18 protein-coding genes are annotated in these 21,910 nt (G+C 60.5%); 6 read left to right on the forward strand and 12 right to left on the reverse strand.

Annotation, left to right across the window (positions count from 1 at the left end; genetic code table 11):
* Positions 1 to 29: 29 nt before the first annotated feature.
* The 11 genes from AC30D7_RS28350 to edd form a co-directional block, all read right to left on the reverse strand.
* Positions 30 to 884 (reverse strand): D-hexose-6-phosphate mutarotase, encoded by an 855-nt coding sequence (locus AC30D7_RS28350; protein ID WP_019581461.1) that lies wholly within the window; start codon positions 882 to 884, stop codon positions 30 to 32.
* A gap of 116 nt (positions 885 to 1,000) precedes the next feature.
* Positions 1,001 to 2,347 (reverse strand): carbohydrate porin, encoded by a 1,347-nt coding sequence (locus AC30D7_RS28355; RefSeq protein ID WP_028939406.1) that lies wholly within the window; start codon positions 2,345 to 2,347, stop codon positions 1,001 to 1,003.
* 129 nt (positions 2,348 to 2,476) lie between these two features.
* Complete coding sequence (locus AC30D7_RS28360) at positions 2,477 to 3,637, reverse strand: ABC transporter ATP-binding protein (protein ID WP_019581463.1); 1,161 nt, start codon at positions 3,635 to 3,637, stop codon at positions 2,477 to 2,479.
* A gap of 2 nt (positions 3,638 to 3,639) precedes the next feature.
* The gene (locus AC30D7_RS28365) at positions 3,640 to 4,485 is read right to left on the reverse strand and encodes a carbohydrate ABC transporter permease (RefSeq protein ID WP_019581464.1); all 846 of its coding nucleotides are present in this window, start codon (positions 4,483 to 4,485) and stop codon (positions 3,640 to 3,642) included.
* Positions 4,478 to 5,386: a carbohydrate ABC transporter permease gene (locus tag AC30D7_RS28370; RefSeq protein WP_018926470.1), complete on the reverse strand. Its 909-nt coding sequence runs from the start codon at positions 5,384 to 5,386 to the stop codon at positions 4,478 to 4,480. The genes AC30D7_RS28365 and AC30D7_RS28370 overlap by 8 nt, the downstream gene beginning before the upstream one ends.
* A gap of 113 nt (positions 5,387 to 5,499) precedes the next feature.
* Entirely contained in the window at positions 5,500 to 6,801 is a 1,302-nt protein-coding gene (locus AC30D7_RS28375; protein WP_490136281.1) for an ABC transporter substrate-binding protein, read from the reverse strand.
* Between the two features lie 129 nt (positions 6,802 to 6,930).
* Positions 6,931 to 8,190 (reverse strand): D-mannose isomerase, encoded by a 1,260-nt coding sequence (locus AC30D7_RS28380; RefSeq protein ID WP_490136282.1) that lies wholly within the window; start codon positions 8,188 to 8,190, stop codon positions 6,931 to 6,933.
* Between the two features lie 229 nt (positions 8,191 to 8,419).
* Positions 8,420 to 9,889, reverse strand: coding sequence for an ATP-binding protein (locus tag AC30D7_RS28385; protein WP_138866918.1), 1,470 nt, complete (start codon positions 9,887 to 9,889; stop codon positions 8,420 to 8,422).
* Positions 9,879 to 10,610: a response regulator gene (locus AC30D7_RS28390; RefSeq protein WP_490136283.1), complete on the reverse strand. Its 732-nt coding sequence runs from the start codon at positions 10,608 to 10,610 to the stop codon at positions 9,879 to 9,881. The genes AC30D7_RS28385 and AC30D7_RS28390 overlap by 11 nt, the downstream gene beginning before the upstream one ends.
* 160 nt (positions 10,611 to 10,770) lie before the next feature.
* Complete coding sequence (locus tag AC30D7_RS28395) at positions 10,771 to 11,721, reverse strand: glucokinase (RefSeq protein WP_230175475.1); 951 nt, start codon at positions 11,719 to 11,721, stop codon at positions 10,771 to 10,773.
* Complete coding sequence (gene edd, locus AC30D7_RS28400) at positions 11,718 to 13,544, reverse strand: phosphogluconate dehydratase (protein ID WP_028939408.1); 1,827 nt, start codon at positions 13,542 to 13,544, stop codon at positions 11,718 to 11,720. Before edd ends, AC30D7_RS28395 begins: the two co-directional genes overlap by 4 nt.
* A gap of 219 nt (positions 13,545 to 13,763) precedes the next feature.
* Between edd and gap the strand changes: the two genes are divergently transcribed.
* Complete coding sequence (gap, locus tag AC30D7_RS28405; protein WP_490136284.1) at positions 13,764 to 14,765, forward strand: type I glyceraldehyde-3-phosphate dehydrogenase; 1,002 nt, start codon at positions 13,764 to 13,766, stop codon at positions 14,763 to 14,765.
* Between the two features lie 18 nt (positions 14,766 to 14,783).
* The gene (locus tag AC30D7_RS28410; protein ID WP_413696848.1) at positions 14,784 to 15,248 is read left to right on the forward strand and encodes a methylglyoxal synthase; all 465 of its coding nucleotides are present in this window, start codon (positions 14,784 to 14,786) and stop codon (positions 15,246 to 15,248) included.
* Positions 15,249 to 15,388: 140 nt separating this feature from the next.
* Here AC30D7_RS28410 and AC30D7_RS28415 read toward each other — a convergent pair whose 3' ends face one another.
* The gene (locus AC30D7_RS28415; protein WP_477813411.1) at positions 15,389 to 15,751 is read right to left on the reverse strand and encodes a DUF6124 family protein; all 363 of its coding nucleotides are present in this window, start codon (positions 15,749 to 15,751) and stop codon (positions 15,389 to 15,391) included.
* A gap of 447 nt (positions 15,752 to 16,198) precedes the next feature.
* On the opposite strand from AC30D7_RS28415, the gene AC30D7_RS28420 reads away from it, so the two are divergent.
* From AC30D7_RS28420 to AC30D7_RS28435, 4 genes are all read left to right on the forward strand, one after another.
* Positions 16,199 to 17,530 carry a CoA transferase gene (locus AC30D7_RS28420; RefSeq protein ID WP_490136285.1) on the forward strand — a complete coding sequence of 444 codons (1,332 nt, stop codon included), beginning with the start codon at positions 16,199 to 16,201 and terminating at the stop codon, positions 17,528 to 17,530.
* A gap of 368 nt (positions 17,531 to 17,898) precedes the next feature.
* A complete protein-coding gene (gene arcD / locus AC30D7_RS28425) occupies positions 17,899 to 19,326 on the forward strand; it encodes an arginine-ornithine antiporter (protein ID WP_490136286.1) in 1,428 nt (475 codons plus the stop codon).
* A gap of 34 nt (positions 19,327 to 19,360) precedes the next feature.
* Entirely contained in the window at positions 19,361 to 20,617 is a 1,257-nt protein-coding gene (gene arcA / locus AC30D7_RS28430; RefSeq protein ID WP_490136287.1) for an arginine deiminase, read from the forward strand.
* Between the two features lie 69 nt (positions 20,618 to 20,686).
* On the forward strand, positions 20,687 to 21,697 hold the full coding sequence (locus AC30D7_RS28435) for an ornithine carbamoyltransferase (protein ID WP_490136288.1): 1,011 nt from the start codon (positions 20,687 to 20,689) through the stop codon (positions 21,695 to 21,697).
* Positions 21,698 to 21,910: the final 213 nt, after the last annotated feature.

The following is a 21,910-nucleotide window of genomic DNA, read 5'->3' on the forward strand; positions in this document are numbered from 1 at the left end:
GCGATACCCGCAACACCATGGATCGTGAACTAAGCCCCAACCCGCGCCTGCAAACTCAAATGCGCCCGCTCCCCCGGCGCCAGGCACAGGCTGTCGGTGCCGCCGCTGGCCGCTTCCACACAGACGAACTCGGAAATCTCATTCCAGCTCACGCCCAGCAATGGCCGCGAGCCGGGATGCCAGACCACCGTGTCTGCATGATCACCGGTGTCGATGCACAGTTCGCGCTGCCAGGCGTGGTCCTTGAGCTGCAATTCGCCGTCATGCTGGAACACCCGCTGACACCCACCGTCGACCCGCAACTCGCCTTCCTGTTGGCAAGCCTGGCGGTTCAACTGGTCGTAACCTTGCGCTCCTTCGAGCCCAGACAGCGCTACCTCACCGACGTCACCAATACGCCAATAGGCGTGCAACGCCTGACTCAACTGGCACGGCATGTCGTCCTGATGCTCCGTGCTCAAGTGCAAATCCATGCGTTCGCCCAGGTGCGCGTGCAAGTCCACTTGCCAGTCGCACAGCTGTAACTGCCAGTGCAGGTGCACGCCATCGTCGTCACTGCTGCTGTCGAGTAACTTCCAGTCCAGCAGGCGCGCCCAGCCATGGGACGGCCAGGCGTTTTCGCTTGGGTGGCGGCCATACCACGGCCAACACACCGGCACGCCGCCGCGAATCGCACCCACGTGCGGCCATTTCGCCGCGCACCACAGCCAGGGTTTCTGACCCTTTGGCTGGAAGTGCAGCAACTGCGCGCCCTGACGACTGAACACCGCCTGACACAGCGGATGGTCGATCACCAGCACGTCGCGCATCTGATAGCGCTCCCACGCAAACACCGGACGTTCGCGCAAGGATTTGAAGAAGCGTTGTAGCGGATGCTCAAGCATGTGCCACGGTCCTGAAAATCATCTGTCACCCGAGGGTGCGCCACCCCCAAAAAAAAGCGGACAGCCATGGCCGTCCGCAAATATGCGCACATAGAGAGGAGCTTATCGCAACAGCGTTAGAACACCGACTGAATTTTCAGGCCGGCGACCAGCGCGTTATCAACTTCATCCACACCACCCGGGTGAGTGATGTATTGCAGGTTAGGACGCACCGTCAGCCAGTTGGTAACGTGGAAACCGTAGTTGATCTCGTAGTTGTACTCGGTGCTGCGCAGTGGCGCGAACAGTGGATCGTTGTAGTCGGTGACACCATTGGCGGCGTTGACCAACTCGGAGTTTTTCTTCACGTCATCGTTGACATGGATACGGGAGAAACCGATCCCGACGTCGTCTTTTGGACGCGCATCGAACGGGCCCTTGTAAACAAACATCAGCGACTGGTAGTTGTCGACGAAGTTGGTGTCCTTGTCGTGGAAGGTGGCGTTGGCCGCGATGTTCAGACCGCGCGAAGCATCACCGTTATGGGTGGTCAGTTGTTGCTGCGCCACGAACCAGTAGCCATGCTTGCTGTCATGGCTGCGATAGGCATTGCCGGTGGTCGCTGCATCATTGCCGTTGTCGTCTTTACGGACGTCATCGGCGTCGGCCGTGCTCTTGTAGTAACCGACACGGTATTCGCCCGGCAGGTTGTTGACCTTCGGCGACCAGACCAATTCAACCGGCAAGACGGTACCTTTGGTACCACTGCCGCTGAGCTTGAAGCCGTTACCGTGCTCAAGTTGCGATGGGTTCTGGTTGTACGCGCCGATCTGCGCATAGAACTCAGGCGTGATGTTGTACTTCACGCGAACCGCCGCCTGCATGACCGGCCAGTTGTACCAGATACCGGTCGCCCAGTTACCCGCCTGGGAACCGCAGAATGCCAGGTTCTGGAACTCGCAAGGGAAGGTGTTGAAGTCTTCGCCTTCGCCGAAGTAACCAGCCTTGACGTCCAGTTTCCCGTCGAGGAACTGATGCTTGATCCACAGCTGGGTCAGACGGACCATGTGGCCACGGCCGTAGACTTCCTGGGAGGAACTCAAGGTGCCGGCACGCGGGTCGCCGACACGGTCATTGGAGATGTTCTGACCGTTACGGTTGGTGAGCTGGATCTTGGCCTGGGTGTTATCCCAGCCCCACAGTTTTTGCAGGTCCAGCGCCACGCCCAGACCAAACTGGTCGGCGTAACGCGCCGTTTTGTCGTCGTTGTAGCCGCCGTGCAGGTTGGCGCCCACTTCACCGACATAGTCGGCCTTGATGTCGATACCTTGCTCGATCAGCTTGGTCCGCTCGCCACCCCAGTCCCCCGTCATCCACTGGGAATCGGCACTGAACGCGTCAGCCGCGTGTGCGCTACCGGCCAGCATCATCGCCGCAACCGCTGACAATTGGCAGATCAGTTGAGCGTTGTTCTTCTTCTTCATCCCTACATCCTCGTTTTATTGTTATTAACTGTTTTTATCTAACGCGGTTTACATCGATTGCGACGGATGTCTCCATCCGCCACTAATCCCCCCTGTGAGAGCGGGCTTGCTCGCTCCCACATTTGATCTTCAGCGGCCTTTGAACTGGGCCACGTTGGCGCTGTGAGCTTCGGTTTTTGGCAGGCCGGCAACGCCCAGACGCTCACCGGTCTTGGCATCGAACAGCAGCACTTTCGATGGATCGAATTGCAACGTCAGGGTCTCGCCCGGGGCCGGTGCGACGTCCGGTGCCAGACGGCAGCAGACCTTGGTGTCGTTGAGATTGACGAATACCAGGGTGTCGGGACCGGTCGGTTCGGTGACCTGCACTTCGGCGCGAATGGTTGGCAAACCGTTTGGCTCGCCGTTCGCCAGCACGATCTGTTCCGGGCGCATGCCGAGGATCACTTCGCGGTCTTCGAGCCCGGCATCCTGCATGCCCAGCGGCAATTCGCAGCGCGCCTGACCACTGTCGAGCAACGCCAACAGACGGCCGTCCTTGCGCTGCAAACGCAGGGGAATGAAGTTCATCGGCGGCGAACCGATGAAGCTCGCCACGAACAGGTTGGCCGGGTTGTTGTAGATGTCTTTCGGCGTACCGAACTGCTGGATGATCCCGTCCTTCATCACCGCCACTTTGTCGCCCAGGGTCATCGCTTCGATCTGGTCGTGGGTCACGTAGACCGTGGTGGTTTTCAGGCGCTGGTGCATCAGTTTCATTTCGGTGCGCATCTCGACCCGCAGCTTGGCGTCGAGGTTGGACAGCGGTTCGTCGAACAGGTAGATCTTCGGCCGACGCGCCAACGCCCGGCCCATGGCCACGCGCTGTTGCTGACCACCGGAGAGCTGACCCGGCTTGCGGTTGAGCAGGTGTTCGATTTGCAACAGCTTGGCCACGCGAGCGACTTCCGCGTCGATGTCGGCGGCAGGCATCTTGCGGATCTTCAAACCGAACGCGATGTTTTCGCGCACGCTCATGGTCGGGTACAGCGCGTAGGACTGGAACACCATGGCGATGTCGCGGTCTTTGGGGCTCATGCCGCTGACGTCCTGGTCACCGATCATGATCGCGCCGCCGGTGATGGTCTCAAGGCCGGCGATGCAATTCATCAGGGTCGATTTACCGCAACCCGAAGGGCCCACAAGAATCAGGAATTCACCGTCCTTGATCGACAGCTCAATGTTCTTGAGGGTGTCCGGCAGGCCGGGGCCATAGGTTTTGTTTACATTGCGAAGTTCGAGCGTAGCCATGATTACCCCTTGACTGCGCCGGCCGTCAGCCCGCGCACGAAATACTTACCTGCGACCACATAGACCAGCAGGGTCGGCAGCCCGGCGATCATCGCCGCCGCCATATCAACGTTGTATTCCTTGGCCCCGGTACTGGTGTTGACCAAGTTGTTCAACGCCACCGTAATGGGTTGCGAGTCACCGCTTGAGAACACCACGCCGAACAGGAAGTCGTTCCAGATCTGGGTGAACTGCCAGATCAGACAGACCATGATGATCGGGGTGGACATCGGCAGGATGATCAAGCGGAAGATGGTGAAGAACCCCGCGCCATCGAGCCGCGCCGCTTTCACCAGGGCATCGGGAACGCTGACGTAGTAGTTACGGAAAAACAGTGTGGTGAACGCCAGGCCGTAGACCACGTGCACGAACACCAGGCCTGTCGTTGTGCTGGCCAGGCCCATCTTGCCGAGGGTGAACGAGGCCGGCAGCAGGACCGTCTGGAATGGCAGGAAGCAACCGAACAGCAGCAGGCCGAAGAACAACTGGGACCCGCGAAAGCGCCACATCGACAGCACATAGCCGTTCAACGCACCGATGGCCGTAGAGATCATTACCGCCGGAACGGTGATCTTGATCGAGTTCCAGAAGTACCCGTCAACCGTGCCCCAGGCCTTGATCCAGCCAATACCGCTGACCACGGTCGGCCAGCTCAGCAGGTTGCCGGAGTTGATGTCTTCCGGCGTCTTGAAACTGGTCAACAGCATGACCACCAGCGGTATCAGGTACAGCAATACCGCAAGGAGCAGCACGCCATAGATCGCGATGCGACTCAGGCTGATGGCAGGTTTGGCAGCGAAACTAGTCATGACGTTTGGCCCTCAGCTCGGAGTACAGGTAAGGCACGATGATCGCGAGAATCGCACCGAGCATCAGAATCGCACTGGCCGAGCCCATGCCCATCTGGCCGCGACTGAAGGTGAAGGAATACATGAACATCGCAGGCAGATCGGAGGAATAACCCGGGCCACCGGCGGTCATTGCCGCCACCAGGTCGAAACTCTTGATAGCGATGTGGGCCAGGATCATCACTGCGCTGAAGAACACCGGGCGCAGGCTCGGCAACACCACTTTCAGGTAAATGCGCGGCATGCTCGCGCCATCGATCTGGGCGGCACGGATGATCGATTGATCAACGCCACGCAGACCGGCGAGGAACATCGCCATGATGAAGCCCGAGGCTTGCCATACCGCCGCGATCACCAGGCAGTACACAACGCGATCCGGATCGATCAGCCAGTCCAGGCGAAAGCCTTCCCAGCCCCAGTCACGCAGCAATTTGTCCAGGCCCATGCCCGGGTTGAGCAGCCACTTCCAGGCGGTACCGGTGACGATCATCGAAAGCGCCATCGGGTACAGGTAAATGGTGCGAATGAAACCTTCGCGACGAATGCGCTGGTCAAGAAACACCGCCAGCAACACACCGATCACCAGGGTGATGCCGATGAACATGCCGCCGAAAAGCGCCAGGTTCTTGCTCGCTACCCACCAGCGATCGTTGTCGAACAGCCGCTGGTACTGCGCCAGACCTGCCCATTTGTAAGTCGGCAGGAAGGTCGAAGTGGTGAACGACAGGACGAAGGTCCACAGGATATAGCCATAGAACCCCACCAAAACAATGAACATGCTCGGCGCCAGCACCAGCTTGGGGAGCCAGCGCTGCAGTGCATCGAACGGCGAGGCCTTGCTGAACACAGCAACAGAACTCATGGGAAGATCCAGTACGAAGAGAAAGGATTACAAGCGCTTTCCCTTGTAGGAGCGGCCTTCTGTGGGAGCTGGCTCCCACAAAATCCCTCCCACAGGGGGGGCGCGGCTAACGGTTACTTGGCCGCTTTAATGGCAGTGCCGAGTTGCTTGGCGGCAGTGGCAGGATCGGCTTTCGGATCGTTGATGAAGTTGGTCACGACATCAAAGAAAGCACCCTGTACCGCCAGCGTGGTCGCCATGTTGTGCGCCATGCTCGGCTGCAAGCCACCGGACTTGGCGTCCGCCAGGAAGTCTTTGGCAGCCGTCTGGGCGCAGGAGTCGAAACCGTACTTGCCCATGTCGCTCAGCATGTCGTTTCGAACCGGGATCGAGCCCTTGTTAATGCTGAAGACTTTCTGGAAGTTCTCACCCAGCACGACCTTGGCAATGTCCTGCTGAGCTGCAGCAGTGCCCTTGTCTTTCTGCTTGAACACGGCCAGCGAATCGATGTTGTAGGTGAAGGCCTTGTCGGTGCCCGGGAAGGCTACGCACTCGTAATCCTTGCCAGCGACTTTCTTGGCCGCTGTCCACTCGCTCTTGGCCCAGTCACCCATGATCTGCATGCCGGCCTTGCCGTTGATGACCTTGGCCGCCTCCAGGTTCCAGTCCTGGCCTTTGCCGTCGGCGTCCATGTAGGTCGCGACTTTCTTCAGTTCGGTCAGCGCCTTGACCATGTCAGGGCCGGTCAGCGCAGCGTTATCCAGGTCGACCAGGGCTTTCTTGTAGCCATCGACGCCCATGACCGACAGGACCACCGCTTCGAACACGGTGCTGTCTTGCCAAGGCTGGCCACCGTGGGCAAGCGCAATGAAGCCCGCAGCCTTGAGCTTGTCACCGGCCGCGTAGAATTCCTGAAGGGTGGTTGGCGCTTTTTCGATGCCGGCTTTCTTGAAGACTTCCGGATTGATCCACAACCAGTTGACGCGGTGAATGTTCACCGGCACGGCCACATAGTTACCGTCGTACTTCACGGTATCGGAGACTTTCTTGTCGAGCAGGCTGTCCCACTTCTCAGTTTTGGCAGCGTCTTTCAAGACGTCGGTATCGAGCAGGCCGGTAGACGCCCATTCCTGAATGTCCGGACCTTTGATCTGCGCTACGCCCGGCGGGTTACCGGCCACGGCGCGGCTTTTGAGTACGGTCATGGCCGTGGCACCGCCACCGCCGGCGACTGCGCCGTCTTTCCAGGTAAAGCCGTCTTTTTCGACTTGAGCCTTGAGCACATCGACCGCTGCTTTTTCACCACCAGACGTCCACCAGTGAACGACTTCCACCGAACCTTTGGAATCGGCGGCAAGGGCACTGAGCGGGAATGCAGCAACGGGAAGCAGTGAAGCGAGAGAAATGACAGTAGCGAGGCGAGAAATCGCATTCATCTAGTAGTACCTTTCTTGTTGTTATGCATGCAAGTCTGGTGCTTGCGCTGCATAGGATTTTAAACAGGGGATATCCCTTCGCAGGTAACGAAGGGACGCGCGAATGTCACCACATGGTTACATAGCTGGTTACACAGCAGCGCTCTGGGACAACCGCCCCAGCGCACTGGCCATGCTCGGCGCCAATGGCAGGCGCGGGATCAATACCGCTTGCCAGGCGTGATACAGGTCAGGTTTACCGGCCCAGATATCGGCGCTCGGGCGGTTCAGTGGATCGAGCTCGTGATACCAGCTGCCATCGCAGCGGTCGATGAAATGACTGTCACAGAATTCCCAGAACAGTCGGTACCAACGCTCGTATTGCTCATCACCGGTGCGTTTTAGCAGCGCACTGGCGGCGGCGCTGGCTTCACAATGAGTCCAGTGCAATCGATGGCGAACCACTGCGCGATTGTCCCAGTCGAGGGTGTAGACAATCCCCGGAGCACCGTCGACGTCCCAGCCGTGACGGCAATTGTGTTCGAAGAGTTTTTGCGCATCGGTGGCCAACCAGCCTGGCGTGAGCATCCCGGCCTGCACTCGCGCCGCTTCGAGGTGCAGCAACAGCCGCGCCCATTCGAAACCATGACCCGGCGTGGTGCCATAAGGGCGAAAACCGTCCGCCGGATTGTCGTGGTTATAGTCGCGCAGCGGCTGCCAGTCGCGATCAAAATGCTCGACCACCAGGTAATCGTTAGCGGCGGCGTGTTCGTGAATGACACGCTCGACGATGCGCTGCGCGCGAATCAGCCAGCGGTGGTCCTCGGTGACATCGGCCAGGGCGAGAAAGGCTTCGGTGGCGTGCATGTTGCTGTTGGCGCCGCGATAAGCCTCTTCCTCGGTCCAGTCGCGGTTGAAGGACTCGCGCATGGCGCCCTCCTCCTCGCTCCAGAAATGGCTGTCGATGATGTGGATTGCATCGTCGAGCAGGGCTTGCGCACCGGGCCGTTGAGCGACCACCGCAGAGCTCGCGGCCAATGCCACGAAGGCATGCAGGTAAGCGGCTTTGCCGGTATTGCCGTCGCGGTGTTCGGGCGTGGCGAACCAGCCACCGTGTTCGGCGTCACGCAGCGGCCCGCTGAGGGCTTTGATCCCGTGATCCACCAGCTCGGCGAACCCCGGCAAACCCTGGATGTGGGCCATGGCGAAGCTGTGGGTCATGCGCGCGGTGTTCATGGTTTCGGCTTGCGCGTTGGCCGCCAGGCGCCCCTTTTCATCAAGGTTGCCGAAACCTTCGGGGAGTTTTGAAGCCTTGGCAAACGCCAACAGGCGCAGGCCTTCGGCGCCGAGCCATTGATGATGGGCAGGCGCGTTCAGCCAACTGCTGAAGGCGGGTTGGAAGGTGTCCATGCGATACCTTTTTTGTTGTTATGACTGGGACCAGTCTAAACAACGGTCGGTGGCGGGCAGGTAACGAAGGGGGAGCGTTATGTCACCGACCTGTGACATTCGCCCCAATTTTGAAGTGAGTGGTTATTTGTGGCGAGGGAGCTTGCTCCCGTTGGGGCGCGGAGCGGCCCTGAAAGAGGGACTGCTGCGCAGTCCAACGGGAGCAAGCTCCCTCGCCACAGGGGCAGCGTCAATCCATTGGTCGTGGCAACTGCAACGTCACGCGCAACCCGCCTTCACGCAGGTTTTGCAGGCTGACTTCACCGCCATGGCTATGGGCAATGTTGCGTGCAATCCCCAGCCCCAGGCCATAACCCTGCTGCTGCCCGGCCAGGCGGAAGTGCGGCTCGAACACTTGCTCCAGCCGCTGCTCCGGCACACCCGGACCTTCGTCGTCGACATGCAGCACAAACGCGCTCTCGTCGTCATCGATGTGCAGATGCGCGTTCTGCCCGTACTTCAAGGCGTTGTCGATCAGGTTGCCGATGCAGCGCTTGAGCGCCAGTGGCTTGCCGGGATACGGCGCCAGCGCCCGCCCCTGCTGAGTCACGCGGCCATTGCCGTTGGGCGCCAGATACGGTTCCACCAGGCAGTCGAGCACATGATTGAGGTCCACCTGCTCGATGTTTTCGTGGATGTCGGTGTCTTTCACGCATTGCAGCGCGCCCTTGACCAACAACTCCAGCTCATCCAGATCACGTCCGAACTTGGCTTGCAGCTTTTCGTCTTCAAGCAATTCAACCCGCAGTCGCAGCCGAGTGATCGGTGTGCGCAAGTCATGGGAAATCGCGCTGAACAACTGGCTGCGCTCAGTCAGGTAACGGCTGATGCGTTCACGCATTGCATTGAACGCGCGACCGACTTCCACCACTTCACTGCCGCCGCCCTGAGCGACCGGTTCGACATCGGCGCCCAAGGACATGTCCCGCGCCGCCCGCGCCAATCGCTTGAGTGGCCGGCTCTGCCAGTGCACCAGCAGGCCGATGAACAGGAGCAAGAAGCCGCTGGTGAGTACGATGAACCAGACTTGCTGTGCCGGCAGGCCTTGCTCTTCGAGACTGGTGTAGGGCTCGGGCAACAGCGAAGCGATGTACAGCCATTCCCCCGGCGCCATCTGGATTTGCGTGACCAGCACCGGTGGGTTCACTGGCTCCAGGGTCAACGCGTAGTGCGCCCAGGAGCGTGGCAATTCATCGAGTTTCAGCCCGCTATTGAAGATCCGCAGGTCTTCGGGGCTGACGAAGGTCACCGAAATATCGGCGTCCTGGCCCAGCGACTGGCGCAGCACCTCGTCCACCGCTTTGAGCACCGCTTCTTTGCGCGGCGTGATCGGCAGCACTTCCATGCCCAAGGGTTTGTCGTTGAGGGTCACCACGAACCGGGTGCCGCCCATGCTGCGCAACTGGTCGAGCACCAGCGGCCTGAACGCCACCGGCAACGAGCGGAAATAACTGACGCTGGCCGTCATCGAATGGGCCAGGCTGCGGGCGCTGGTGACCAGGCCTTCGAGCTGGGTGGCACGCAGTTGCGAAACCCAGATCACGCTCGACAGCGTCTGGGCGAACAGCACCGCCAACAGGGTCAGCAGCAACATGCGCCCGAGCAGCGAGCGCGGCACCGGCACGCGCCCGGCGAGCTTGCGCAGAAACTCAGTGGCCATTGCCGGCAACCACGTTGGCTGCCAATTGGTAACCGCTGCCACGCACGGTCCGGATCAGCCGCGGCGGCTTTTCGGTGTCGCGCAGACGCTGGCGCAAACGGCTGACCGCCATGTCGACGATGCGATCGAGCGGCATCAGGTCACGGCCACGGGTGGCGTTGCCGATGGTGTCGCGGTCGAGGATTTCCTGAGGGTGATCGAGGAACAGTTTCAGCAGGGCGAAATCGGCGCCGGAGAGAATCACTTCCTCGCCGTCGGTATGGAACAGCCGATGGCTGACCATGTCCAGCCGCCAGTCGTCGAAGGCCAGCACTTCACCGCCGGAACGCTCCTGACCGAACTGCGCGCGACGCAACAAGGCTTTGATCCGCGCCTGCAATTCACGGGGGCTGAAGGGTTTGCCGAGGTAGTCGTCGGCGCCCAGTTCCAGGCCGATGACACGATCGGCCTCGTCGGAACTGGCGGTGAGCATGATGATCGGCACATGGGCCTGGCGCGGGTGCTGACGGACCCAGCGGCAGAGGCTGAAACCGTCTTCGTCCGGCAGCATCACGTCGAGGATCACCAGATCGCTCGGTGCCTCGTTCAATGCTTGACGAAAGCCTGCACCATCGGGCGTGGTGCGGACCTGGAAACCGGCACGGGTCAGGTAGGTGTCCAGCAACTCGCGTATCTCTTGATCGTCATCGACCAACAAAATCGACTTGTTGACTGAGCTCACGGGGCGGCGTCCTTGTTGTTTGTGTTAGGGAGGATTATGCCTGATCGATCATGGATCTATGTTGTCTGTTCCGGCCTCTTCGCGGGCAAGCCTCGCTCCTACAGGGTTCGTGACATTCCTTGTAGGAGCGAGGCTTGCCCGCGAATGAGGTGACGCGGTCTCAGGCCTGCTCCAGCGCCACACCCGCGCCAACAAGGCCGGAATACGGCGCTGTCACCAGCCACACCGGAATGCCTTTGAAGTAATCGCTCATGCAACCCTTGTCGGCAAAGCACCGGGCGAAACCGCTTTTAACGAAAAAGTCGGCAAACCGTGGAATCACCCCGCCAACGATGTACACACCACCCCGTGCACCGGTGGTCAGCACATTGTTGCCGGCCACGCGACCGAGCCAGCAGCAGAACTGCTCAAGCACTTCCAGGGCAATCGGATCACCCGCCAGCCCGGCCGCCGTGATCGCTTCAGGTGTGTCGAGCACAGGCGTGTGACCATCCACCGCGCAGATCGCCCGGTAGACCCGCGGCAAACCACCGCCGCTCAATGCCGTTTCAGCGCTGACATGGCCGATCTCGTTGTAGATGTGTTGCCACAGTTGGGTTTCCCGCGGGCTGCTCAGCGGCAGATCGACGTGACCGCCCTCCCCCGGCAACGCGGCAAAACGGCCCTCGCCCAGATCGAGCAACGTGCCTACACCCAAGCCTGTGCCCGGGCCGATCACCACCGCCGGCCGCAACGGCTCCGGCGTGCCTTCGCAGACCACCCGGAACTCGCCCGGCTGCAATCGGGTCATGCCCAGCGCCATGGCTGAGAAATCGTTGACCAGCAGCAGTTGATCCACCTGCAAGGTCTTGCAGAAACCCTTGCGGCTGAGCCGCCAGTGATTGTTGGTGAACTTGAATTCATCACCGCTCACAGGGCCGGCCACCGAGAGGCACACCGAACCGATCGAACCCGGCGCCAGGCCGAGCCCGCTCAGGTACAGCGCAATCGCTTCTTCCGGGGTGGCGTGGTCTGCCGTTGCCAGCACCTGGACCGATTCCAGCTGCTGGTTTTTCCACAACGCGAAACGTGCGTTGGTCCCACCGATGTCACCGACCAAAGCCAGTTTCAATTAAGCGTCTCCAGGGCAGAAGTAAAGGCGCTGGCGCCTTGCTCTGCGGAGCTGAAGGCCATGCGCATGAAACCAAACAGTTCGCGGCCGGTGCCGATGTTGTTGCCCAACAGGCCTTTGGCCGGCTCGCGTGCTGCGAATTCTTCGGCGTCCACCTTAAGCTCCAGGGTGCCTTTGACGCCATCGACGCGGATGATATCGCCCTCACGCACCCGTGCCAAAGCGCCGCCCACGTAAGCTTCGGGGCTGACGTGGATCGCCGCCGGGATTTTCCCCGAGGCGCCGGACATGCGCCCGTCAGTCACCAACGCAACTTTGAAGCCACGGTCCTGCAACACGCCGAGGAACGGCGTCATTTTGTGCAGCTCCGGCATGCCGTTGGAGCGCGGGCCCTGGAAGCGCATCACCGCGACAAAATCCTTCTCCAGCAGACCGGCCTTGAACGCATCGGCCAGGTCCTGTTGATCCTGGAACACCATGGCCGGGGCTTCGACGACCTGGTTTTCCAGGGCGACCGCCGAGACCTTCATCACGCCACGGCCGAGGTTGCCTTCCATCACGCGCAAACCGCCTTCTGGCGAGAATGCACGAGCCACTGGGCGCAGGATGTTTTCGTCGAGGCTTTCGATCGGGCCTTCGCGCCAGACCAGCTCGCCGTTTTCGAGGAACGGCTCTTTGGTGTAGCGGCTCAGGCCGTGGCCGAGCACGGTGTTGACGTTTTCGTGGAGCAGGCCGGCTTCCAGCAGTTCGCGGATCAGGAACGACATGCCGCCCGCTGCCTGGAAGTGGTTGATGTCGGCTTTGCCGTTCGGGTACACGTGGCTCAGGGTCGGCACCACCTCGGAGAGGTCGGCCATGTCCTGCCAAGTCAACTGGATGCCTGCGGCCATGGCGATGGCCGGCATGTGCAAAGTGTGGTTGGTCGAGCCGCCGGTGGCGTGCAGGGCCACGATGGAGTTGACCAGCGAACGCTCGTCGACGATTTCGCCGATCGGCAGGAAGTTGCCATTCTGCTTGGTCAGGCGCGTGACCTGATGCGCCGCTTCGCGGGTCAGGGCATCGCGCAACGGGGTGTTCGGGTTGACGAACGAGGCGCCTGGCAAGTGCAGGCCCATGACTTCCATCAGCAACTGGTTGGTGTTGGCGGTGCCGTAGAACGTGCAAGTACCAGGGCTGTGGTAGGACTTCATCTCCGATTCCAGCAGCTCTTCGCGGGTCGCCTTGCCTTCGGCGTAGCGCTGGCGCACATCGGCTTTCTGCTTGTTGGAGATGCCGGACACCATTGGCCCGCCCGGCACGAAAATCATCGGCAAATGACCGAAGCGCAACGCGCCCATCATCAGGCCCGGCACGATCTTGTCGCAGATGCCGAGCATCAGCGCGCCGTCGAACATGTTGTGGGACAGCGCCACGGCGGTGGACAACGCGATCACTTCACGGCTCGGCAGGCTCAGTTCCATGCCTGGCTCGCCCTGGGTCACGCCATCGCACATGGCCGGGGTGCCACCGGCGAACTGGCCGACGGAGCCGATTTCGCGCAGGGCTTTTTTGATCTGTTCAGGAAAGACTTCGTACGGCTGGTGCGCCGAGAGCATGTCGTTATATGACGAAACAATTGCGATGTTGGCGGAGTTCATCATCCGCAAGCTGTGCTTGTCGTCGCTGCCACATCCGGCCACGCCGTGGGCGAAGTTGGCGCATTGCAGCTTGCCACGCATCGGGCCGTCACTGGCGGCGCCACGGATCAATGCAAGGTAAGCCTCACGTGTGGCGCGGCTGCGGGCGATAAGCCGTTCGGTGACCTCAAGGACGCGGGGATGCATGTGTAGAACTCCAGGCTAACGGATGTGGCGACCTGATTGTCTATGCTGATCAAACGCCGTTGTGATCGGGATGACAGACGGCTTTCTTGATCATTCGGACCAGTTGATCCAGGTCACTCGTTGTAGATAAAACAAAATATTGCCACTAAAAAGGCTTGTTTTCTATTTTTTTGCGAATAATCTTGTAATTCCAACAACAAAACGACGGCGGCGCTGTAAATGACTCTTCGAATCGCAATCAATGGTTTTGGCCGTATCGGCCGTAATGTCCTGCGCGCACTGTATACCCAAGGCTATCGCCAGGATCTGCAGATCGTGGCAATCAACGACCTGGGCGACAGCTCGATGAATGCTCACCTCCTGAAATACGACACCGTTCACGGCACATTCGATGCCGATGTCCAGCACGATCAGGAAAGCCTGACCGTCAATGGCGACCGTATTTCGGTCAGCGCCATTCGCAACCCGGCCGAGCTGCCTTGGGCCGCGGAGAAGGTCGACGTCGTATTCGAATGCACCGGTCTGTTCACCGACCGTGCCAAAGCCGCCGCCCATATTACGGCCGGCGCACGTAAAGTGATCATCTCGGCCCCGGCCAAAGGCGCCGACGCCACTGTGGTTTATGGGGTTAACCACGACATTCTGCGCCAGTCGCACCAGATCATTTCCAACGCCTCGTGCACCACCAACTGCCTGGCCCCGGTGGCCCAGGTGCTGCACCGCGAGCTGGGCATCGAAAGCGGTCTGATGACCACCATCCATGCCTACACCAACGACCAGAACCTGACCGACGTCTACCACACCGACCCGTACCGCGCCCGTTCCGCCACCCAGAACATGATCCCGAGCAAGACCGGCGCCGCTGAAGCGGTAGGCCTGGTGCTGCCGGACCTGGCGGGCAAACTGACCGGCATGGCAGTGCGTGTTCCGGTGATCAACGTGTCGCTGGTGGACCTGACCGTGCAGCTCAAGCGCGAAGCGTCGGCCGATGAAGTGAATGCGCTGCTCAAACAAGCCAGCCAACACTCGAAGATTCTGGGTTACAACACCCTGCCGCTGGTTTCCAGCGACTTCAACCACAACCCGCTGTCGTCGATCTTCGACGCCAACCACACCAAGTCCAGCGGCAAGCTGCTCAAAGTGCTGGCCTGGTACGACAACGAATGGGGCTTCTCCAACCGCATGCTCGATAACTGCCTGGCGCTCTGCAACGCAGAGTAAACCGTGGAGCAGCAACCGATGATCGGTATCAGCTTTACGCAAAAGACCATGGCGGCGCGCAAGCGTATCGCCCTGGTCGCCCATGACCACTGCAAAGTGTTTTTGCTGGACTGGGCCGAGCGGCAGAAAGACAAACTCGCGCAGCATGAACTGGTCGCCACCGGCACCACGGGGTTGTTGTTGCAACAACGCCTCGGCCTGCCGGTGGAAAGCATGATCAGCGGTCCACTGGGCGGCGACCAGCAACTCGGCGCGCAAATCGCCGAGCAGCGGGTCGACATGCTGGTGTTCTTCTGGGACCCGTTCGAACCGCAACCCCACGACCCGGACATCAAGGCATTACTGCGGGTCGCGGCGGTGTGGAACATCCCCGTGGCCTGCAACGAATGCAGCGCCGACTACCTGCTCAGCAGCCCGTTGATGGATCAGGCTCACGAACACCGCATCCCGGATTACGCGACCTACCTGCTGGGGCGTGGGTAAAGCGCTGGAACAATTCCCCTGTGGCAGCAGCTCCCACAGGGGATTGCATATCCTCGTAGGAGCGAGGCTTGCCCGCGAAGGCGTCAAGTCAGCCAACTCAAACTCTGAACTCAGCCAACAGTCCCCCCGGCCACTGGGAATTACTCAGTCGGCACTACCTTGTCCAGCACCTGATTGACCGCCAGTTCAGCCAGCATCACCACCTGCGCGATGCCCAGCAAGGTTTTGCGGTGAGTGCCTTCAAGCAAAGCCGCGAAGTCGTTGAGCATGACGGTGGCCGAGCCCAGGGTTTCGCTGGCGTTGACCAGCATCGGCTCGGTGGCGGCCGCCGGGTTGGCCAGGTACAGCTTGTTGGGTTGGTAGGGTGTGGCCATGACCGTGGCCGCCGGGTTGAGGTAATGGTCGAGGGCGCGCTCGGCGGCTTCGTTGAGTTTTCTGGAATCGGGGGATTCGTAGGGGGAGACCGGATCTGTGACCGGTGGGTTAGGCGTTACTTTGAACATGGGGTAACTCCAGTAAGGCCGCATCCATCTCGCTGCTAAACGAATGGGAGGCAGCTGTGCGCAAGTTAGCAGACCGGTAACCCCAAACCCGGCGCACCCGAAGGTGCCATGCGCACAGCCACCATCGAGCGCAGGCGAATGCCTGACTGGATAAGACTTGTACAACCGGGATGAAGAGCCGGGCTGCTAAACCCGATCACTGGGAATCAGTGATGCGAATCAAGTTACCGACCCGGCCCAAGGCGCACAAGCCGGCGGATTCTGGCGCAGGCGTAGGCAACGGCGCAAGGTTTCGTGGGCTTTAGGACGTAACACAGGGTGTCGTTAAACACTCATTCTGGATCGTGTGTATTGGCTCTCGGAAATCGATGAATCCCCCCACAGGATTTCATCTGGCCGAGCCGTCTTTTTGGACTATGCTCGGGCTCTCGTTCCGGAGGGCCTTCGATGACTGATTTACTCACGTCCATTCAAGCCGCACTCGGCTTGCCTCACACCCCAATCCCGTTCACCTCGAGCGGCGCCCTGCCCTCGGCATTTGCCGTGACCGATCTGGCCTGCGCCAGCATTGCCGCCGCCGGCCAGGCCGCCAGCGAACTGCTGCACCGGCAGACTGGTCGTTTGCCCAGCCTCGAAGTCGACCGCCGGCTGGCGTCGTTCTGGTTCGCCACCTCGATCCGCCCCGTGGGCTGGAGCGTCCCGCCATTGTGGGACCCGGTCGCCGGCGACTATGCAACCAAAGATGGCTGGATCCGCCTGCACACCAACGCGCCCCATCACCGCACCGCTGCTGAATCAGTGCTCGGCGCCTGTGCCGACCGCGCAGCGATGGCGAGCAAAGTGGCTCAGTGGGCGAAAAGCGATCTGGAACAAGCGGTGGTCGAGGCCGGTGGTTGCGCCGCCGAAATGCGCAGTTGGAAACAATGGCAAGCTCACCCCCAAGGTCGGGCCGTGAACGCCGAGCCGTTGATTCAGTTCAGTGTCGGTGGCAACCAAACCACCAAACCGTGGCAAGGCTCGGTGGCGCAACCGTTGGCCGGGATCAAGGTGCTGGACCTCACGCGAGTGCTCGCCGGCCCGATCGCCAGCCGCTTCCTCGCCGGGCTCGGCGCCGATGTGCTGCGCATCGACCCACCGACCTGGAACGAACCGGGGGTGGTGCCGGAAGTCACCTTGGGCAAACGCTGTGCGCGCCTGGATCTGCACGACAAAGCCGATCGCGCGGTGTTCGAAAGCCTGCTCAAGGACGCCGACATTCTGCTCCACGGCTACCGCGCCGATGCCTTGGAACGCCTGGGTTACGGCATCGCCCAACGCCAGGCACTGGCCCCAGGCCTGATCGATGTTTGCCTCAACGCTTACGGCTGGAGCGGCCCTTGGCAGAACCGTCGCGGCTTCGACAGCCTGGTGCAGATGAGCAGCGGGATTGCCGACGGGGGCATGCACTGGAAGAAGGCGGATAAACCGACACCGCTGCCGGTCCAGGCCCTTGATCACGCCACCGGGTATTTGATGGCGGCCAGTGCGATCAAGCTATTGGGGTATGGTGGCTCTGCGCGGTTGTCGCTGGCACGGACGGCGAAGTTGTTGATCGAACATGGCGCCGGAACGGATGAGCCGTTGCGGGCAGAGGATGACAACGATCAAGGGGTGTTGCTCGAGCAAACGCCGTGGGGACCGGCCCATCGGTTGCAGGTGCCGCTTAAGATCACCGGGACGCCACTGCAGTGGGCGCTGCCAGCCGGTGAATTGGGTGCCCATCGCGCACAGTGGTGGTGATCATCAGATAGCTATCGCGGGCAAGCCCGCTCCCACAGGTACAGCGTGATCCTGTGGGAGCGTGGCTTGCCCGCGATGAGGCCAGAACAGTCACTGCAAATACCTCAACGCTGCAAAGCAGTGACTTTTAACTAAATAGATAAAGCGAAATAACCTTAATCAATTAGTCTCAATAGCGTCTTTTATTTATCGCTGAATAATCTATAGCTTCAGCGCCTGCTTTTTTACATCAACATCTGTATGCCCGACAAAGATACATAAGTCTTTCATTAACAATGGAATGTGCCCATGCACTGATCTATGTCAGCTGATTGAACAGCCAGCAGAACTACTCTGCTGTCTCTCTTCTCCTGCACTGGAGTCATGCAATGTCTGAATCCCCCGGAAAACTGAAACTCGGCGCGCTCGTGGCATTAGTGGTCGGTTCAATGATTGGTGGCGGGATCTTCTCTTTGCCCCAGAACATGGCCGCCAGTGCTGATGTCGGTGCTGTTCTGATTGGTTGGGCAATCACCGCAGTGGGCATGTTGACCCTCGCTTTCGTCTTTCAAACCCTGGCCAATCGCAAGCCTGAACTGGATGGCGGTGTTTATGCCTACGCCAAGGCCGGTTTCGGCGACTACATGGGTTTTTCGTCGGCCTGGGGATACTGGATCAGTGCCTGGCTGGGCAACGTGGGTTATTTCGTTCTGCTGTTCAGCACCCTCGGTTACTTCTTTCCGATCTTCGGCGAAGGCAACACCGTGGCCGCCGTCATCGGCGCCTCGCTGCTGCTCTGGGCGGTGCACTTTCTGGTTTTACGAGGAATCAAGGAAGCGGCGTTCATCAACCTGGTGACCACCATCGCCAAGGTCGTACCGCTGCTGCTGTTCGTGTTGATCACCTTGTTCGCGTTCAAACTGGAGATCTTCACCGCCGACATCTGGGGCCTGAAAAATCCGGACCTGGGCAGCGTGATGAACCAGGTGCGCAAGATGATGCTGGTCACCGTGTGGGTGTTCATCGGCATCGAAGGCGCGAGCATCTTCTCGGCCCGTGCCGAAGTCCGCAGCGACGTGGGTAAAGCCACGGTCATCGGCTTCATCACCGTGCTGTTGTTCCTGGTGCTGGTCAACGTGCTGTCCCTGGGGATCATGACCCAACCTGCGTTGGCGAAACTGCAGAACCCGTCGATGGCCGCGGTGCTCGAACACGTGGTCGGTCACTGGGGCGCGGTGCTGATCAGCGTCGGCCTGATCATTTCCTTGCTCGGGGCGTTGCTGTCATGGGTGTTGCTGTGCGCGGAGATCATGTTCGCCGCCGCCAAGGACCACACCATGCCGGCGTTTTTGCGCCGTGAAAACGCCAACCTCGTACCGGCCAACGCGCTGTGGCTGACCAACGCGATGGTGCAGCTGTTTCTGATCATCACGCTGTTTTCGGCCAGCACTTACCTGTCGCTGATCTACCTCGCCACCTCGATGATTCTGGTGCCGTACCTGTGGTCGGCAGCCTATGCCCTGCTGCTGGCAGTGCGCGGCGAGAGCTACGAAGGCTTCGCGGCCGAACGGCGCAAGGATCTGATCATCGGCGCCATCGCCCTGGCCTACGCGGTCTGGCTGCTGTACGCCGGCGGCGTCAAATACCTGCTGCTCTCCGCCCTGCTGTATGCCCCCGGTGTGATCCTCTTCGCCAAGGCCAAGCGTGAAGTCGACAAACCGGTTTTCACCAACGTCGAGAAGCTGATTTTCGTCGCCGTCGTCGGCGGCGCCCTGGTGGCGGCCTACGGGCTGTATGACGGCTTCCTGACTCTGTAAGCACCCGATTGTTTTCATCTGGAGGAACACGGTAATGACCACGGAAAAAGTTAAGTACGGCGTCCATTCCGAAGCCGGCAAACTGCGCAAAGTCATGGTTTGCTCTCCCGGCCTGGCCCACCAGCGGCTGACCCCGAACAACTGCGATGAACTGCTGTTCGACGACGTGATCTGGGTCAACCAGGCCAAGCGCGACCACTTCGATTTCGTCACCAAAATGCGCGAGCGCGGGATCGAAGTGCTGGAAATGCACAACCTGCTGACCGAGACGGTCCAGAATCCCGAAGCCCTGAAATGGATTCTGGATCGCAAGATCACCCTCGACACCGTCGGCGTCGGCCTGACCAACGAGGTGCGCAGCTGGCTCGAAGGCCTGGAGCCGCGCAAGCTGGCCGAATTCCTGATCGGCGGCGTGGCCGGCGAGGACCTGCCAGAAAGCGAAGGCTCCAGCGTGATCAAGATGTACCGCGATTACCTGGGCCACTCCAGCTTCCTGCTGCCGCCACTGCCCAACACCCAGTTCACCCGCGACACCACCTGCTGGATCTACGGCGGCGTAACGCTGAACCCGATGTACTGGCCGGCGCGCCGCCAGGAAACCCTGCTGGCCACCGCCATCTACAAATTTCACCCCGAGTTCACCAACGCCGACTTCGAGGTCTGGTACGGCGACCCGGACCAGGATCACGGCCAGGCCACCCTTGAGGGCGGTGACGTCATGCCGATCGGCAATGGCGTGGTGCTGATCGGCATGGGCGAACGCACCTCGCGTCAGGCCATCGGCCAACTGGCGCAATCGCTATTCGCCAAAGGCGCGGTGGAAAAAGTCGTCGTCGCAGGTCTGCCGAAATCCCGCGCCGCCATGCACCTGGACACCGTGTTCAGCTTCTGCGACCGCGATCTGGTCACGGTTTTCCCGGAAGTGGTCAAGGAAATCGTGCCCTTCATCATCCGACCTGACAGCAGCAAGCCTTACGGCATGGACGTGCGACGGGAGAACAAATCATTCATCGAGGTGGTGGCCGAATCCCTCAACCTCAAGCAGCTGCGCGTCGTCGAAACCGGCGGCAACAGCTTCGCCGCCGAACGCGAGCAATGGGACGACGGCAACAACGTGGTGGCGCTGGAGCCAGGCGTGGTCATCGGCTACGACCGCAACACCTACACCAACACCCTGCTGCGCAAGGCCGGCGTCGAGGTCATCACCATCAGCGCCAGTGAACTCGGGCGCGGGCGCGGCGGTGGCCACTGCATGACCTGCCCGATCATTCGCGACCCTATCGATTATTAACTTTCGAGCCTTGGCCGATGCTTATCCAGCACGGCCGAGGGGATAACCGAAACCCAAGGAGATCCAATCATGGCTTTCAACATGCGCAACCGCAGCCTGCTCTCGCTGATGCACCACACCACTCGCGAGTTGCACTACCTGCTGGACCTGTCCCGCGACCTCAAGCGCGCCAAATACACCGGCACCGAGCGTGCGCACCTGCAAGGCAAGAACATCGCGCTGATCTTCGAAAAAACCTCGACCCGCACCCGGTGCGCCTTCGAAGTCGCGGCCCATGACCAAGGCGCCCACGTCACCTACATCGACCCGGTGTCGTCGCAGATCGGCCACAAGGAAAGCATGAAGGATACCGCCCGCGTACTGGGGCGGATGTTCGACGCCATCGAGTACCGCGGCTTCGAACAGGAAATCGTCGAAGAGCTGGCCAAGTTCGCCGGCGTACCGGTGTTCAACGGCCTGACCGCTGAATTCCACCCGACGCAAATGATCGCCGACACGCTGACCATGCGCGAACACAGCGACAAACCGCTGCACGACATCAGCTACGCCTACCTGGGCGATGCCCGCTACAACATGGGCAATTCGTTGCTGATGATCGGCGCCAAACTCGGCATGGACGTGCGCATCGCCGCACCGAAAGCGCTGTGGCCGCATCAGGACTTCATCGATCAGTGCAAAGCCTTCGCCGAAGAGAGCGGCGCGCGCATCACCATCACCGAAGACCCCAAGGCTGCCGTCAAGGGCGTGGACTTTATCCACACTGACATCTGGGTGTCGATGGGTGAGCCGGTGGAAGCGTGGGACGAGCGTATCGAGCAACTGCTGCCGTACCAGGTCAACGCCGACATGATGAAGGCCTCGGGCAACCCGCGCGTGAAGTTCATGCACTGCCTGCCGGCGTTCCACAACAGCGAAACCAAGGTCGGCAAGGACATCGCCGCACGCTATCCGCACCTGGCCAACGGCGTCGAAGTGACGGAAGAAGTCTTCGAATCGCCGGCCAACATCGCCTTCGAGCAAGCGGAAAACCGCATGCACACCATCAAGGCGATTCTGGTGTCGGCGCTGGCGGATATCTAAGGACCGATCCGGTTCCTCCTGCAGGAACAGAGCCCCTGTGGGAGCTGGCTTGCCTGCGATGGCATCGCCTCGGTCTGTCAGATGCACCGAGGTGATGCCATCGCAGGCAAGCCAGCTCCCACATTGACCGAGTTCCAACCGGGGCCGAATCGCCCGCAACCTCTGTTTAGAAGGATCTGCACTATGCGTATCGTCATTGCTCTGGGCGGTAAT

This window comes from Pseudomonas sp. DF5 (assembly GCF_058148225.1).